Source organism: Mesorhizobium sp. M0618 (assembly GCF_040320765.1).
GTDB lineage: Bacteria > Pseudomonadota > Alphaproteobacteria > Rhizobiales > Rhizobiaceae > Mesorhizobium.
The window spans coordinates 1-14,465 of sequence record NZ_JAMYQH010000006.1; the positions used below are offsets into that span (position 1 = coordinate 1).

14 protein-coding genes, 1 tRNA gene and 1 riboswitch are annotated in these 14,465 nt (G+C 62.6%); of the genes, 3 read left to right on the forward strand and 12 right to left on the reverse strand.

Translation table 11 applies throughout. The annotated features are described in order from the left end of the window. Positions 1 to 153: 153 nt before the first annotated feature. From NKJ04_RS08550 to NKJ04_RS08560, 3 genes are all read right to left on the reverse strand, one after another. Complete coding sequence (locus NKJ04_RS08550; protein WP_352674342.1) at positions 154 to 948, reverse strand: CbtA family protein; 795 nt, start codon at positions 946 to 948, stop codon at positions 154 to 156. 15 nt (positions 949 to 963) lie between these two features. Then, positions 964 to 1,143: a CbtB domain-containing protein gene (locus NKJ04_RS08555; protein WP_013531117.1), complete on the reverse strand. Its 180-nt coding sequence runs from the start codon at positions 1,141 to 1,143 to the stop codon at positions 964 to 966. A 36-nt stretch (positions 1,144 to 1,179) separates the two neighbouring features. Further along, positions 1,180 to 1,386, reverse strand: a riboswitch (cobalamin riboswitch). Positions 1,387 to 1,442: 56 nt separating this feature from the next. Further along, positions 1,443 to 2,642, reverse strand: a complete 1,200-nt coding sequence (locus NKJ04_RS08560; RefSeq protein WP_352674343.1) for an MFS transporter — start codon at positions 2,640 to 2,642, stop codon at positions 1,443 to 1,445. 223 nt (positions 2,643 to 2,865) lie between these two features. Between NKJ04_RS08560 and NKJ04_RS08565 the strand changes: the two genes are divergently transcribed. After that, positions 2,866 to 3,864, forward strand: a complete 999-nt coding sequence (locus tag NKJ04_RS08565) for a heparan-alpha-glucosaminide N-acetyltransferase (RefSeq protein WP_352439838.1) — start codon at positions 2,866 to 2,868, stop codon at positions 3,862 to 3,864. Beyond that, complete coding sequence (locus NKJ04_RS08570; protein ID WP_023812367.1) at positions 3,861 to 4,337, forward strand: methyltransferase family protein; 477 nt, start codon at positions 3,861 to 3,863, stop codon at positions 4,335 to 4,337. Before NKJ04_RS08565 ends, NKJ04_RS08570 begins: the two co-directional genes overlap by 4 nt. A 252-nt stretch (positions 4,338 to 4,589) precedes the next feature. Here the strand turns inward: NKJ04_RS08570 and NKJ04_RS08575 are convergent, their stop codons facing one another. The 3 genes from NKJ04_RS08575 to NKJ04_RS08585 all read right to left on the reverse strand — a co-directional run bounded on the left by NKJ04_RS08575 (position 4,590) and on the right by NKJ04_RS08585 (position 6,828). Next, entirely contained in the window at positions 4,590 to 4,976 is a 387-nt protein-coding gene (locus tag NKJ04_RS08575; RefSeq protein WP_027034793.1) for a MerR family transcriptional regulator, read from the reverse strand. A 157-nt stretch (positions 4,977 to 5,133) separates the two neighbouring features. Continuing rightward, positions 5,134 to 6,552, reverse strand: coding sequence for a magnesium transporter (gene mgtE, locus NKJ04_RS08580; RefSeq protein WP_352439837.1), 1,419 nt, complete (start codon positions 6,550 to 6,552; stop codon positions 5,134 to 5,136). A 191-nt stretch (positions 6,553 to 6,743) separates the two neighbouring features. Beyond that, a tRNA-Leu gene (locus NKJ04_RS08585) sits at positions 6,744 to 6,828 on the reverse strand. Positions 6,829 to 7,063: 235 nt separating this feature from the next. On the opposite strand from NKJ04_RS08585, the gene lipB reads away from it, so the two are divergent. Continuing rightward, on the forward strand, positions 7,064 to 7,807 hold the full coding sequence (gene lipB, locus NKJ04_RS08590; RefSeq protein WP_352612449.1) for a lipoyl(octanoyl) transferase LipB: 744 nt from the start codon (positions 7,064 to 7,066) through the stop codon (positions 7,805 to 7,807). A gap of 72 nt (positions 7,808 to 7,879) precedes the next feature. On the opposite strand, the gene NKJ04_RS08595 is transcribed toward lipB, so the two are convergent. From NKJ04_RS08595 to mce, 6 genes are all read right to left on the reverse strand, one after another. Further along, the gene (locus NKJ04_RS08595; protein ID WP_352674344.1) at positions 7,880 to 9,130 is read right to left on the reverse strand and encodes a site-2 protease family protein; all 1,251 of its coding nucleotides are present in this window, start codon (positions 9,128 to 9,130) and stop codon (positions 7,880 to 7,882) included. Between the two features lie 597 nt (positions 9,131 to 9,727). Then, on the reverse strand, positions 9,728 to 10,456 hold the full coding sequence (locus NKJ04_RS08600; RefSeq protein ID WP_206535279.1) for an ABC transporter ATP-binding protein: 729 nt from the start codon (positions 10,454 to 10,456) through the stop codon (positions 9,728 to 9,730). Continuing rightward, complete coding sequence (locus NKJ04_RS08605; RefSeq protein ID WP_127293254.1) at positions 10,408 to 11,694, reverse strand: lipoprotein-releasing ABC transporter permease subunit; 1,287 nt, start codon at positions 11,692 to 11,694, stop codon at positions 10,408 to 10,410. Before NKJ04_RS08605 ends, NKJ04_RS08600 begins: the two co-directional genes overlap by 49 nt. Continuing rightward, positions 11,691 to 13,019 carry a proline--tRNA ligase gene (gene proS, locus NKJ04_RS08610; protein ID WP_127272306.1) on the reverse strand — a complete coding sequence of 443 codons (1,329 nt, stop codon included), beginning with the start codon at positions 13,017 to 13,019 and terminating at the stop codon, positions 11,691 to 11,693. The genes NKJ04_RS08605 and proS overlap by 4 nt, the downstream gene beginning before the upstream one ends. 654 nt (positions 13,020 to 13,673) lie before the next feature. Continuing rightward, positions 13,674 to 13,958, reverse strand: a complete 285-nt coding sequence (locus NKJ04_RS08615) for a DUF1467 family protein (protein WP_023812375.1) — start codon at positions 13,956 to 13,958, stop codon at positions 13,674 to 13,676. After that, complete coding sequence (mce, locus tag NKJ04_RS08620) at positions 13,955 to 14,359, reverse strand: methylmalonyl-CoA epimerase (RefSeq protein ID WP_352439833.1); 405 nt, start codon at positions 14,357 to 14,359, stop codon at positions 13,955 to 13,957. The genes NKJ04_RS08615 and mce overlap by 4 nt, the downstream gene beginning before the upstream one ends. Between the last annotated feature and the right edge of the window lie 106 nt (positions 14,360 to 14,465).

The following is a 14,465-nucleotide window of genomic DNA, read 5'->3' on the forward strand; positions in this document are numbered from 1 at the left end:
CCCGGGTGCCGGGCGTGGCGCCCACGAAGTTCGTCACCCCCGGCTGGCGCGGGGGCTATATGGTCCCGGGGCGGGGTCTCGGGGGCCGCCTTGTTGGGGGGGGGCGGGCTCTGCCGGGTGCGCCCACCGCCGATGAGAAAGGTCAGCTTGCGATCAGGCAAAGCTGTCGCGCAGACTGGTCGCGGTACCGGTGAAGCGGCCGCGCATCACGCCGACGACCGCGCCGAGCACCAGCCAGAACACCAGATTGGTCACGGTCACCGCCACCACGAACTGGTGATGCAGCCCTTCCGGAATCGCCGTCTCGTAACTGTCCGGCTGCGGTGCACCGACAACATGGGGTGCGACGATCAAAAGGACGGCAAGGATCGCCAGCGGCAGCGACTTGCGAAAGGCGATCAGGCCGAGACCGGCAGCGGTTGCCGCCACCGTCGCCCACCACCAGATCTGGCGCTGGGTGAGATCGGCGGCCGGCATGGCCGGCAGTTCCGGCGGCAGGCCGAGGCCCGGCGCCAGCGTGAACACGGCAAAGCCGGCAAGGCCCCAGAATACGCCCTGGCGCCAACCACCGATGCCGCCAGCGAATTCGGAAACCGCGACCAGGATCAACGCGAAGCCGATGCCGGTGACGATGTTGGCAAGCACGCTGAAGGCGAAACGCTCGAAACCGTCTGCCGGCGCCCAACCTTCGTCTGCCGGAGCGGCTTCCGCCGCAGCCGGGGCAGCAGAGCTCATCGCATCTCCCGCCGGAGCAGTTGTGCTCATGGCATTGCTATCCGTTGCGGCCGGAGCGCCATGGTCATGGTGATGCCCGCCGCCCGCCTGTTCGTAAACTTCCGCCTTCAGGATCAGCGGCACGGTGGCATAGGCCTGCAGGCAGGCGAGGACGACGCCGGCCACGAGCCCTGCGATCGCCGCGATGAACACGACGTTGCGAAACAGATTCATGATGTCAAATCCTCGTCAGTGGCAGGGAAACGCCATCGAATGGCGATAGTCGTGAGCCGCATTGTGGACCGCATCGATATGCGAGAAGCCGACAAAGCCCATCACGAAAATGCCGAGCAGCGCGGCAAGCGCGAGCTGCATGAAGCGCGACTGCGAGGAGACGGAGGCGCCGAGGGAGACGGAAGCGGTAGTCATGTCTTGTCCTTTCGCCCTCCACCCGAGGGCATCGAAGTCAGTTTCCTGTCGCCGGCAGGTCTCCTGGCTCGCGGATCAGCGTCCTTCCCCACCTTCCCGAAGAAAAAATCTTCAGTGGCATATGGAGAGGACTACCGCACACAGTTGCGGGGGCAGCCACGGCATTGGGCAAAAACTCGCCCTCACCGCATTCCCTCTTGGCTCCAAAATGGAACCGACGACACCGGCGACTATAGGCAGAATCCTCGCCTCCGGCAAACCAAATTCCGCCGGTGACCATTGCGAATGCGCCATGAAGGTCAAAGTGATTTCGGCAGATAGCGCCACGTCACAAAGCCGCAGACCGCCGCCAGCAGGCCGAGCGTGACGAACACCGAGCCCAGGCCGAAGAAGGCCAGCGCCACCGAATAGACCAGCGGCGGCGTCAACTCGGAAAAGTCGAGATAGGTGCGGTAGACCGCTGCCATCTGAGATCTTTCATAGGAGCGCACCGAGCGCATGAAGGCGGTCGAGCCGAGGGCGTCGAGCGCAATGGTGAAGAAGGCACCACAGAGCAGGAAGGCGCCGGTAAGCAACGGCACGGTTTCGCCGACGAAGCCCGCCGCCAGCAGCGCGGCTGACATGGCGAAATAGGCAAATGTCATGGTTCCGCGGCCACCAAAGCGCTTTCCTGCCTTGCCCCAGAAAATCGCCATGAACAACAGCGCGTTGCCGGCCGAAACCAGCAGGCCACCGGCCAGCTTGCCCTCGCCCGTGATGACCATGAACAGCGGCCCATAGACGAAGAACGTCGTCCAGAAGCAGGAGCGGCCGAAGGCAATCAGCCAGGCCAGTCTGAGCCTGGGCTGCGCGACGAAACGGCCGATATTGGCGAGCGGATTGACAGGGCGCGTCTTGCCCGGACGGATGGACTGGTTGTCGCCGAGGCGGTAGGTCCAGAACAGCGCCAGCAGGGCAAACGCGAACACCGCGACCGCACCATGCGCGGCATAGATGCCGAAGCGCGTGTAGAGGAAGATGCCGAGCGTCGGCCCACCGGTCCAGGCCAGCATCGACCACGCCATGCGCAGCGATTCGGCCTGCATGAAGTCGGTCTTGCGGATGTGGTCCATGATGTAGAGGTTGAGCGTGATCGACAGCGCGCTGGCGCCCATCACCCGGCACAGCATGCCGGCCAGTTGCCCGGCAAGCGTGTCGGTGACGAAGAACAGCGAGCCGACGGCCAGCAGGCAGGCGCCTGATGTGTAGACCCAGCGGCGGGCAAAGCGGCGGATCAGCATTGGCATGAACAATGTCACCGACAGGCCGAGCATCGCCACGACTGTGTAGAGCATCGACACGATCTGCTCGTTGTGCAGTATCTCGTAGGCCTGGATCGGGATGACGCTCGACACCGTGGCGCGGGCGAAGGATTCAACCGCATAGAGCGACGCGAAGGTGCGCGCGTCCGCGGCCTTGAGAGCCGGCAGCCAGATCGGATGGCGCATATGGGTGGACATTGCTTTCCCCGAAGCAGATTCACCGGGTGAAATCTGACGTGGCGACCCCAGTGCCAATAAGAGGAAACCGACGTGCATCCGGCAAAAGCGAAGCCGGCCAAAGGCTTCCCGGCACTGGCCCAATGCCGCGGCCGATCCGGCGTTATCGGCAGGATTGCCGGTCTTCTTTTGTGCGGGGCAACCGTGATAGTCCTCCAGCGGGGCTGAATCAGAATGCGAGACCATGAGCATCCAAACGCCGACCGCACCCGTTCAGGATCGACCAAAGCGCATCGTCGCCATCGACATCGTGCGCGGCATCGCGCTGATCGCCATGGCAAGCTACCATTTCACCTGGGACCTGGAGTTCTTCGGCTACACCGATCCCGGCCTGACCGCCTTCGGCTGGTGGAAGATCTACGCGCGCGGCATCGCTTCGACCTTCCTGTTCCTGGTCGGCGTCAGCCTGTATCTCGCCCATGGCCGACAAATCCGCTGGAACGGCTTCTGGAAGCGGTTCGCCATGGTCGCCGGAGCCGCGATCGCGATATCGGTCGTCACCCGTATCGCCACGCCGGATGGATTCATCTTCTTCGGCATTTTGCACGAGATCGCGCTGGCCAGCCTGCTCGGCCTCGCCTTTCTGCGGCTGCCGGCACTGCTGACGCTTGTCGTCGCCGCGCTCGTCATTGCGGCGCCTGTCTATCTGCGCCTCGAGGCGTTCGATCACCCATGGCTGTGGTGGGTAGGCCTGTCGGCGAACAATCCACGCTCCAACGACTACGTTCCGTTGTTTCCATGGTTCGGCGCCGTGCTTGCGGGCATCGCGGTGACGAAACTCGCCGCCGGTTCAGGCGTGCTTACCCGGCTTGCCGAATTGGCGCCCGGTCGCTGGGCCAACCCGCTGGTCTTTATCGGCCGGCACAGCCTGGCGTTCTACCTGATCCACCAGCCATTGCTGATCGGCTGCGTCTGGCTGTTCTCGCAGATCATGCCGGCGCAGGTCGAAACCCCGCAGGTGAATTTCCTCAAAACCTGCCAGCTGTCCTGCGAGCAGTCGCGCGACACCGAGTTCTGTACGAGCTACTGTGTCTGCATGCTCGATACGCTCGAGGGCGAGGCGACGCTTGATCGGCTCTACAACAACGACCAGACTGCGGAATGGAAGACGCATCTGTCCGATCTCGCCGGCATGTGTACCGCCAAGACGGACAGCAAGTTGATGGAGGAAGGGGTCAAATGACCGAGAACCAGCCGAAGCCGGGGCTCATACCGTGGCCGCCGCTGATCTACACCGCCGCCATCGCCATCAGCATCGCGCTGGGCCTGCTCTATCCCCTGCCCTGGATCGGTGACCTCCTGGGCGACATTCTTTTCGCCGCCGGCTGGGTGGTGCTGCTTGCCGTTGCAGCGCTCTGGGTCACCGCGATCCGCACCATGGTCCGCGCCAAGACCACGCTGAACCCGAACGCTGTGCCCGATCACCTGGTCACCACGGGTCCCTTCGGCATCACCCGCAATCCGATGTATCTGGCCAACACCCTGCTGTTGATCGGCGTCGCCTTTGTCTCGGGCATCGTGTGGTTCCTGCCGCTCGCCTTCATCGCCGCCTATGCCACGCAAAAAATGGCGATCGAAGGCGAGGAAAAGATGCTGGCGGCAAAATTCGGCAAGAAATACCGCGACTACGCGAAACGCGTGCGCCGCTGGATTTGAGCTGGCGCTCCGGTTTCCATCGCGGAGAGGTTTTGACAGGTGCACACTTCGGCGATTAGCCTAAGTCTTGCGAACTTCGTCATCCTAGGGCGAAGCAGGAGCGCAGCTCCGTCGCGGAGACCCTAGGATCCATGCCGTGACCTCGGTCTAGGAGTGCAGCGGAGCAAAGTTCTGCGCCGTCGCGGTGCATTGCAGAAGGAATAGACGTTTCCGCTCATTCCGAACGCTAACGCGCGATAGAATCCAGTCCGCTCAGGTATTCACGCCAAGCTCGACCAGCCGCTCCACACAAGACTCCTCGGCCTGGTCGAGTTCAGCCAGCGTCTCCTCGAGGTCGCGGCGCTTCTGCCGGAGATCCTCGCGCTTTTCCTCGATGCGCTTGATCATCAGGTTGAGCTGGCCGACTTCGCCGGGCGGCTCCCTGTACATCTGGATGATTTCGCGGATTTCGTTGATCGAGAAACCAAGCCTCTTGCCGCGCATGATCTGACGGATGAGGTGGCGGTCGGAGGGGCGAAACAGCCGCGTGCGGCCACGCCGCACCGGCTGCACCAGCCCTTCGTCCTCGTAAAAGCGCAGCGTCCGCGTCGACACATCGAACTCACGGGTCAACTCGGTGATCGAATAATATTCTCGCATTGCCACTCCCGCACGCCGAAACCAAGGGGCGATCGCCATGCCGGCGTCACCCTTATGTCCCGAACCAAAACCCATGCCATGCCGGAATCGACATGGCGCCCCGCGCAAGCCTCGCACGGCATTTACGTAAAAGTCAATTAAGCCAAAAGGCGTGCCTTCAGGGCACACCGAACCACCACGTGGCGATGCCGAGAAATGCAAAGAAACCGACGACGTCGGTAACCGTGGTGACGAAGACCGCCGAAGCGACCGCCGGATCGATCTTGAAACGATCGAGCAGCAGCGGAATCAGGATGCCGGCCAGGGCGGCCACGAACATGTTGATGATCATCGCCGCCGCGATGATGCCGCCCAGATTGGGGTCACGGAACCAGGCTGCCGCAACGATGCCGATCAGGATGGCGAAGACGATGCCGTTGATGAAGCCGACACCCATCTCGCGGCGAATGATGCGGCCGGCATTGTAGATGTCGAGATCCCTGGTCGCCAACGCCCGCACGGTGACGGTCATGGTTTGCGAGCCGGCATTGCCGCCCATGCCTGCGACGATCGGCATCAGCACCGCCAGTGCGACGATATGTTCGATCGTGCGGTCGAACAGGCTGATCACCGACGCCGCCAGGAACGCGGTCAGAAGGTTGATAAGCAACCACGGAACGCGTGATCGCGAGGTCGAAAAGATGCTGTCGGAAAGCTCTTCGTCGCCGACGCCGCCCATGCGCATCAAATCTTCCTCGGCCTCCTGCTGGATGACGTCGACGACATCGTCGATGGTCAGAACGCCAACCAGCCGTTCGTTCTCGTCGACGACTGCGGCCGACAAAAGATCGTACTGCTCGAATTCCCGCGCAGCCTCTTCCTGGTCCATGGTGGCCGGAATGGCGTGCCGCGTCTCGTGCATCACTTCCTCGACCTTGACCGAACGCTTGGTCCTCAGGATCTGGTCGAGGTCGATGGCGCCGAGCAGCTTGAAGGTCGGATCGATGACGAAGATCTGGCTGAAGCGCTCGGGAAGGTTGTTGTCCTCGCGCATGTAGTCGATGGTCTGGCCGATCGTCCAGAACGGCGGAACCGCGACGAACTCGGTCTGCATGCGGCGGCCGGCCGTCTCTTCGGGATAATCAAGCGAGCGGCGCAGCCTGATCCGCTCGGTGAACGGCAGTTGCGACAGGATCTCGTCCTGGTCTTCCTGGTCGAGATCCTCGAGAATGTAGACGGCGTCGTCGGAATCGAGCTCCTGCACCGCCTGCGCGATCTGCGCATTGGGCAGATTGTCGACGATCTCCATACGGATCGCCTCGTCGACCTCCGTCAGCGAGGAGAAGTCGAAATCGGCGCCCAGGAGTTCGACCAGCGCGCGGCGCTGTTCGGGATGCAGCGCCTCGAGCAGGTCGCCGAGTTCCGACTGGTGCAGGTCGTCGACTTCATGCTTGAGGGTCAGCGTGTCGCGGTCTGCGATCGCCGCGCCAATCCGCGCCAGGAAGGACGAAAGCACGGCGCCGTCCTCGCCATAGATATCGGCGTGGTTGTCCTCGGCGGCCCTGGCGCCGGTCGTCCGTTCGTGCTCGCCTTCCACCAGCGCCTCCCGCCACAAGAATCCCGGAAAAGGTGCAAATCAGGTCTAGAGCATCGGACCCAAAAGGGGAAACCGGTTTTGGGAGAATCCGATGCTCAGAAAGAAAGTGGCGTAAAGTGCGGGAATATCAAACGAAATGCGCCCGGCCCGCAGCGGGCGAGACCGGTACAAATCGGACTCTGGGAAGAGAATGGTGCGGTCGAGAAGACTCGAACTTCCACGGGTTGCCCCACAGCGACCTCAACGCTGCGCGTCTACCAATTCCGCCACGACCGCACGTGGTAGAGCCGGAACCGACCGGCTCGCGGCGTGTAGCAAATCGTTTCCGGCGAAACAAGTGCACGGCAAGCAATAATGTCAGGCGATTGGCATAATGCTCCACAGGGCTCGAATGCAGCCCCGGAACTGGACGTTTGCGCCTAATGTCGCCATATGGAAGGCAGGTTGATGTCACCCAAAGGTGCGGCGCGGTTTTGGGACGCGACATGCATAAGCGAAAAGACGATACGCCATGCCCGAACGCAGCCAGATCGCCACGTCGTTCCTGCCGCTCCCCGGTTCAGCACCGGTCGAATGGCTGATCGAGCCCGGCCTTACCGCCTATCCCGAAGCACTTGCCTTCATGAAGGCGCGCGCCGAGGCGATCCGCAGCGGGGCCGCCGGCGAGATGGTCTGGCTGGTCGAACACCCGCCGCTCTACACGGCCGGCACCAGCGCCCGCGGCGAGGATCTGATCGACGCCGACCGCTTCCCGGTGTTTTCGGCGGGACGCGGCGGCGAATACACCTATCATGGGCCGGGCCAGCGGGTCGCCTATGTCATGCTTGATCTGAAGCGGCGGCGCGAGGACGTCCGCGCCTTCGTCGCGGCGCTCGAACAGTGGATCATCGGCACGCTCGCCGCCTTCAATGTGCATGGCGAACGCCGCGAGGACCGGGTCGGCGTCTGGGTCGTGCGGCCGAATCGCCCTGCCCTGCCGGACGGCTCGCCGGCGGAGGACAAGATCGCGGCCATAGGCATTCGGCTGCGGCGTTGGGTGAGCTTCCACGGCATCGCCATCAATGTCGAGCCCGATCTCGACCATTTCAGCGGCATCGTGCCTTGCGGCGTGCAGGACCACGGCGTCACCAGCCTCGTCGACCTCGGCCTTCCCCTGACCATGGCCGATCTTGACCTGGCGCTGAAATCCGCCTTCGAGGATGTGTTCGGTCCCGCCACGGCTTTGCCTGTCGAAGCCGAGCGCAAGGCCGGCTGATTCTTCCTGATCCGGTACGGCTCAAGCTATGTGTGATTCACAGGCCGGCATCCATCTGAATATCAACACACCTCAGATGAGCTGGGCGGAGGCCCACAGGACGCCATAGCCATGGATGGCGAACACCGCCAGCAACGCCGCGGCCATGGCGAGGCGGTCGATGGTGCGGATCGGCTTCAGCTCGTGACGCGGCTTTATTCCGCTGCTCATCGTCAGCAGGCTGAGGATCGAAAACACCGCTCCCGTCGCGAGCAGGAAGTTGGAGGAAAAGCCGGCCTGCCAACCCACGGCCAGGAAAGCCGAGAGCAGGAAGAAGGAAGCCAGCGCCAGCGCGACCGGCCCCGGACAGATCTGGCGCAGCACCTGACCGCCGTCGAATTTCCACACCGGCACCAGATTGGCGATGTTGAACAGTGCGGCAAAGCCGGCCAGGGTCGCCAGCAGCGCCGCCGCCAGCCGATGTCCTTCAGCGCCGGCAAAGGTGCTGGCGGCGATAGCGATCGGCACCAGGAATGCGGAGAAGCCGGCGCCCATCAGCGCCACGAAGGCGACTTCGAAACGGCTGTCATAGGGCCGCCCGCCAATGGCGATGCCGCCGAGCAGCGGAATGAAGATCATCCGTGCCCGGTTGTGGCCCATAAGCCGAAACGCCGCCATATGGCCAAGCTCATGCAGGGCGACCACCGATGTGAGGATCGCGGCCAGTGCCAGGCCGCCGAAGTGAAGGCCGAAGAATGGCCACAGGATCAGCGCCGAAAGCCCGGCGAAACCGACCTGGCTCAACGGATGCTCGAACCAACCGCCCTTGCGATACTCCCCGGTCCGCGCCCAGCGCTGCAGCTTGGAGAGTTCGCGGCACAGGGCGAAATAGCGGAACACCAGGAAGGCGACGCCGCGATAGCGATCGGTCTGGCTGAGCGTCACCCGCGTGCTGGTGCCTTCGGAAACGAGTTCGGCGGTTTCGGAAAAGTCCTTCCAGAACGAAGCATCGAGCGCGGTGTCCTCAATGACACGCATCGAGAAGCTGATACCTTCGACGACGTCCTCAAACCGCGACTTGCGTTCGATCGGCTTGCCGTCGCGACCTTCCCACGACAGCGTGATGCGGGCCACGCCCTCGCCGTCCGGCGCCTCGGCGGAAAGGATCTCACCGGACCAGCCGGCATCGCTGCCGAGCGGCCACAGCGCCTGCCAGAGGCGCTGACGATCCATTGCCACCAGACGGGTCAGCCGGACCGTGCGCAGACCCAGCGGCACGGTCATCAAGAGAAAGATCAGCCCGAGATTGCTGGCCACGAGAATGGCCGTGACGATGGGCGACACTTGGACGTTGCTCCCTGTCTTTCAGGCACCCTAACGTCGCGGCGGCAAGAAAAGCTTAACGGCGGAACGGCCTTCGACCGTGCAGGAACAGCGACGGCGAACGCCGCCAAATCACATGGCTCCGATCCAGATCGCCATGGAAACGAGAAAGGTGCTCATGCAAACCAGTGAGATGACATCCTGAACCAGATCGGTCATAACTCTCTCCTGTTGTTGATATGTTCGCATTTTGTTCTAATTTTGTTTCAAAGTCAACGGCACGATCCGCCCGCATTCGGAATTTCCGGGCGATCAAATCGGCAGGGTTAAGAAAGGGTTGATGGGCGTCGGACGGTGCCACGTGGGGAGATCGCAGCCTTTGCGATTAGGCAATACACCCATTGCTTCGTCATCCTAGGGCGGAGCAAGGGGCGGAGCGACGCGCACAGACCCTAGGATCCATGCCGTGACCTAGGGGCGATGCTACGGTGCAGAATTATCGCTCTGATAAAGGTCGCATATCCTCGACCCCTGCATTTGTCTCGAAAGTAACGGCATGGATCCTAGGGTCTACGCTCCGCTCCGCGGAGCTCCGCCCTAGGATGACGACATCGGAGACTAAAGCGGCACCACTTTGCCGTCGGCTAGCGTAACGCGCCGGTCCATGCGAGATGCCAGTTCGTGATTGTGGGTGGCGATCAGCGCCGCAAGGCCCGACTGCTTGACCAGCGCCGCCAGTGCCTCGAACACATAAGACGCGGTGACCGGGTCGAGATTGCCGGTCGGCTCGTCCGCCAGCAGCACCAGCGGCGCATTGGCAACCGCGCGGGCAATGGCGACGCGCTGCTGCTCGCCGCCGGAGAGTTCGGACGGCCGGTGCGACGCGCGCTTGCCGATCTGCATGTAATCGAGCAGCTGCGCCGCGCGCTCGGCCGCGTCCTTGCGGCTCAGCCCTTTGATGAGCTGCGGCATCATGATGTTTTCCAGCGCCGAGAATTCCGGCAGCAGGTGATGGAACTGGTAGACGAAGCCGACATCGTTGCGGCGGATCGCCGTGCGCTCGTCGTCGGAAAGCCGCCCGCAGGCACGGCCGGCCAGGATGACGTCACCGGCGTCGGGACGCTCCAGCAGGCCGGCAGTGTGCAGCAGCGTCGACTTGCCGGTGCCCGACGGCGCCACCAGCGCCACCATCTCACCGCGCTTCAGCGAGAAATCGGCGCCGTTCAGGATGGTGAGCTTGCGCGGCCCCTGGACATAGTGCCGCTCGACGCTCTTCAGCTCGATAATGACCTCGGCCACTACTCGTACCTCAAGGCTTCGACCGGATCGAGACGCGCGGCGCGCCATGCCGGAAACACCGTTGCCAGGAAGGACAGGCCGAGCGCCATCAGGACGACATAGGTGGTCTCGCGTGGATCCATCTTCGCCGGCAACTGGCTGAGGAAATAGAGTTCAGGATTGAACAGCACCTTGCCGGTCATCCATGAGAAGAACTGGCGGATGGATTCGATGTTGGTGCAGATCAGCACGCCGAGCAGCACACCGGCAAGCGTGCCGGTCACGCCGATCGCCGCACCCGTCATCAGGAAGATGCGCAGGATGGCGCCGCGCGAAGCCCCCATGGTGCGCAGGATGGCGATGTCGTGGCCCTTGTCCTTCACCAGCATGATCAGGCCGGAGATGATGTTCAGCGCCGCCACCAGCACGATCAGCGTCAGGATCATGAACATGACGTTGCGCTCGACCTGCAGGGCGGAGAAGAAGGTCTCGTTGCGCTGGCGCCAGTCGACCATGTCGATCGGCCGCTGCGCCGCCGCCTCCACCTTCGGTTTCAGCGCATCGACATCGTCTGGATTGTCGACATAGATCTCGATCGTCTGCGCCCGCCCATCCATGTTGAAATAGAGCTGCGCTTCGGAAAACGGCATGTAGACGATGGAGGTGTCATATTCGGACATGCCGACTTCGAAGATCGCCGCGATCTTGTAGCCCTTCATGCGCGGCGTGGTGCCGATCGGCGTCACGTCGCCGTCGGGCGAAATCAAGGTGATGGTATCGCCAAGCGTCAGGCCGAGATTCTCGGCCATGCGCTTGCCGATGGCAACCCCCTCGCCAGAGTCGAAATCGGCGATCGAACCCTGCTTGATGTTGCTGGCAACGATGGCGATCTTGCTCAGATCCTCGCCGCGTATGCCGCGCACCAGCGCTCCGGTTCCGCCGCCGACATTGCCTTGCGCAAGCACCTGGCCATCGATCAGCGGGATGGCATATTTGACGCCTGCTACACCGTTGATGCGGCTGGCGACCTGCGCATAGTCCTCCAGCGGCGAATCGAGCGGCTGCACGATCAGGTGACCGTTGACGCCGAGGATGCGCGTCAAAAGCTCCGCCCTGAAACCGTTCATCACCGCCATGACCACGATCAGCGTGGCGACGCCCAGCATGATGCCGAGGAAAGAGATCGAGGCGATCACCGAGATCACCGTCTCCTTGCGCCGCGAACGCAGATAGCGCCAGGCAACCATGCGCTCGAAGATGGAAAAGGGTCCGGCGCCGACCGGTCTTGCCGCCACCGCCTCGCTCATGCGGCGACACCGAAGCGCTTTTTCACGTCTGCGATCGGCAGCGTCTCGCGCTCGCCGGTCTTGCGATTCTTGATCTCGATCTCGCCGGCGGCGACACCGCGCGGGCCGACGATCACTTGCCAGGGCAGGCCGATCAGGTCGGCGGTGGCGAACTTGCCGCCGGGCCTCTGGTCGGTGTCGTCATAGAGCACGTCCTTGCCGGCGGCGACGAAAGCGGCATGCAGCTCGTCGCAGACGCGGTCGCACTCGGCGTCGCCCGCTTTCATGTTGATCAGCCCGATGTCGAACGGCGCCACCGCCTCCGGCCAGATGATGCCGTTGTCGTCATGGCTGGCTTCGATGATCGCAGCGACCAGCCGCGACGGACCGATGCCATAGGAGCCTCCGGAGACGAAATGATCCTTGCCGTCTGGCCCGGTCACCTTGGCGCCCATGGGTTTCGAATATTTATCGCCGAAATGGAAGATGTGGCCGACCTCGATGCCGCGCGCCGAAACCTTGTCGCTCTCGCCGATCTTCTCCCACGCCGCCTCGTCATGCATCTCGTCGGTGGCCGCGTAGGGTGTCGTCCAAGTCTTGACGATATCGCCGATCTCGGCGGCATTGGCGAAGTCGGTCTTCTCTCCGGGCACATCGAGCGAAAGATAGTCGCGGTGGCAATAGACCTGGCTCTCGCCGGTGTCGGCCAGGATGATGAATTCATGGCTGAGATCGCCGCCGATCGGCCCGGTGTCGGCCCGCATCGGTATTGCCTGCAGCCCCATGCGCGTAAAAGTCCGGAGATAGGACACGAACATCCTGTTGTAGGCCGCCCTGGCGCCCTCGAAGTCGAGGTCGAAAGAATAGGCGTCCTTCATCAGGAACTCGCGCGAACGCATGACGCCGAAGCGCGGCCGCACTTCGTCGCGGAACTTCCACTGGATGTGGTAGAGATTGAGCGGCAGGTCCTTGTAGGACTTCACATAGGCGCGGACGATCTCGGTGACCACTTCCTCATTGGTCGGGCCGTAGAGCATGTCGCGGTCCTGCCGGTCCTTGATGCGCAGCATCTCCTTGCCGTAGTCGTCATAGCGGCCGCTTTCGCGCCACAGATCGGCCGACTGGATGGTCGGCATCAGGATTTCCAGCGCACCGGCGCGATTCTGCTCCTCGCGAATAATGCGGCAGACCTTGTCCAGCACTCGCTTGCCGAGTGGCAGCCACGAGAAACTGCCCTGCCCCTGCTGGCGGATCATGCCGGCGCGCAGCATCAGCCGGTGCGAGACGATCTCGGCCTCGCGCGGATTTTCTTTGAGGATAGGCAGGAAATAGCGCGACAAACGCATGGACTGGTCCGTGAGTGAGGATGGCCGCGTCAGAATCGGCGCGACTTTGGCTTGCTTGACCCGGCTTCATAGCCATTTCAAGGCGGAATGGGAACCCGGACGCTTCGGCCCGAAAAGCGGCAATCGATTTTCAAAAAGCACGGGATAGCCGGGATCAGAAGCGTCGCACCGTCCTTCGCCCGCCCAGAAGACCCACGGCGCCGCAAGGCCTCCCGGTCACCGCGCGCGTCTTGATGATCGTTCGCCAAGCAACGCCTGCCACACTATTGTGCAGTGCAGCACGAGAATGCCCGTTTCAAGGCAAAATTCTTCGTGACATTGTCATTCGCCTTAGGCTAATGTACCTCGATAACCGAGAGGGTAGAAAAAAATCTGCTCTCCTACGCGGTCAAAGTCTTGGGAGGATGCGATCTAGGCGCGGTTACTCGCTGCCGCCGGAAACCGGAAACAGATCGGACGCGTTTAAATTGCAAGGCCTCGTGCCTTGCATTTTTTTTGTGCAATCATCTGCTTAGCGCAATGCGTTGCCAAACCACCTTACCTAGCGTCAGCGCTCGTCCGGCCGCAAAACGGCACAGCATTCCTGTCTAGAACCAAGCTGTTCCGACGGATGAAAACGTCTTTGCCGAACAAATCTTCTTGGGCCTTGACCGGCTATTTGGCTGGGGTTTGGCTGAATTCCGGCACGATGTGCGGGATGTCGTTGAGGCTGTATCCCAGCCCATGCGTCAGGCCATAGAAAATGCCCATCAGGATCGCGGTGGCGATGGTGGTGCGGATCACGGCGCGCAGCATGTGAGGTCCGCGCGGCGCGCTCGGAACCGTGCCGAGCGTCACGTCACGATCGTCGTCCTGCGTCCTCACGCTGAACGGCAGCACGGCGAACAGCACCACCCACCAGGTCGCGAAAAACAGGGCGGTGAACGAAACCCAGCTCATGATTGCTCCAGTTCGATCAGCGTTCCGAAGAAATCCTTCGGATGCAGGAACAGCACCGGCTTGCCGTGCGCGCCGATCTTCGAATTGCCGTCGCCCAGCACGCGGGCGCCGGCGGCCTTGAGCTGATCGCGCGCGGCCAGGATGTCGTCGACCTCATAGCAAAGGTGATGCATGCCGCCGGAGGGGTTCTTCTCCAGGAAGGCGGCGATCGGCGACCCCTCGCCCAAAGGCTCCAGAAGTTCGATCTTGGTGTTGCCGACATTGACGAACACCACCGTCACCCCATGCTCCGGCAGCGCCTGCGGCGCGGTCACTTCGGCACCCAGCGTGTTGCGATAAGCGGCGACGGCGGCCGCCAGATCCGGCACGGCAAGCGCGACATGGTTGAGACGTCCGAGCATTGGCACTCCCAGGTAAGGGAGTAGGGGAATAAGGGAGTAGGGGAAGACAGATATATCAGCTGCTTGCTCTTCCTACTCCCCTATTCCCCTATTCCCCTATTCCCCT

Bases quoted from the DNA above. Each gene is read 5' to 3' on its own strand.
- NKJ04_RS08600 (WP_206535279.1), bottom strand. From the start codon at position 10,456: ATGGCGCGCCGCGCGTCTCGATCCGGTCGAAGCCTTGAGGTACGAGTA.
- NKJ04_RS08555 (WP_013531117.1), bottom strand. From the start codon at position 1,143: ATGACTACCGCTTCCGTCTCCCTCGGCGCCTCCGTCTCCTCGCAGTCG.
- NKJ04_RS08550 (WP_352674342.1), bottom strand. From the start codon at position 948: ATGAATCTGTTTCGCAACGTCGTGTTCATCGCGGCGATCGCAGGGCTC.
- NKJ04_RS08560 (WP_352674343.1), bottom strand. From the start codon at position 2,642: ATGTCCACCCATATGCGCCATCCGATCTGGCTGCCGGCTCTCAAGGCC.
- lipB (WP_352612449.1), top strand. From the start codon at position 7,064: ATGCCCGAACGCAGCCAGATCGCCACGTCGTTCCTGCCGCTCCCCGGT.
- NKJ04_RS08605 (WP_127293254.1), bottom strand. From the start codon at position 11,694: ATGAGCGAGGCGGTGGCGGCAAGACCGGTCGGCGCCGGACCCTTTTCC.
- mce (WP_352439833.1), bottom strand. From the start codon at position 14,359: ATGCTCGGACGTCTCAACCATGTCGCGCTTGCCGTGCCGGATCTGGCG.
- proS (WP_127272306.1), bottom strand. From the start codon at position 13,019: ATGCGTTTGTCGCGCTATTTCCTGCCTATCCTCAAAGAAAATCCGCGC.
- NKJ04_RS08565 (WP_352439838.1), top strand. From the start codon at position 2,866: ATGAGCATCCAAACGCCGACCGCACCCGTTCAGGATCGACCAAAGCGC.
- NKJ04_RS08575 (WP_027034793.1), bottom strand. From the start codon at position 4,976: ATGCGAGAATATTATTCGATCACCGAGTTGACCCGTGAGTTCGATGTG.
- NKJ04_RS08615 (WP_023812375.1), bottom strand. From the start codon at position 13,958: ATGAGCTGGGTTTCGTTCACCGCCCTGTTTTTCGCGACCTGGTGGGTG.
- NKJ04_RS08570 (WP_023812367.1), top strand. From the start codon at position 3,861: ATGACCGAGAACCAGCCGAAGCCGGGGCTCATACCGTGGCCGCCGCTG.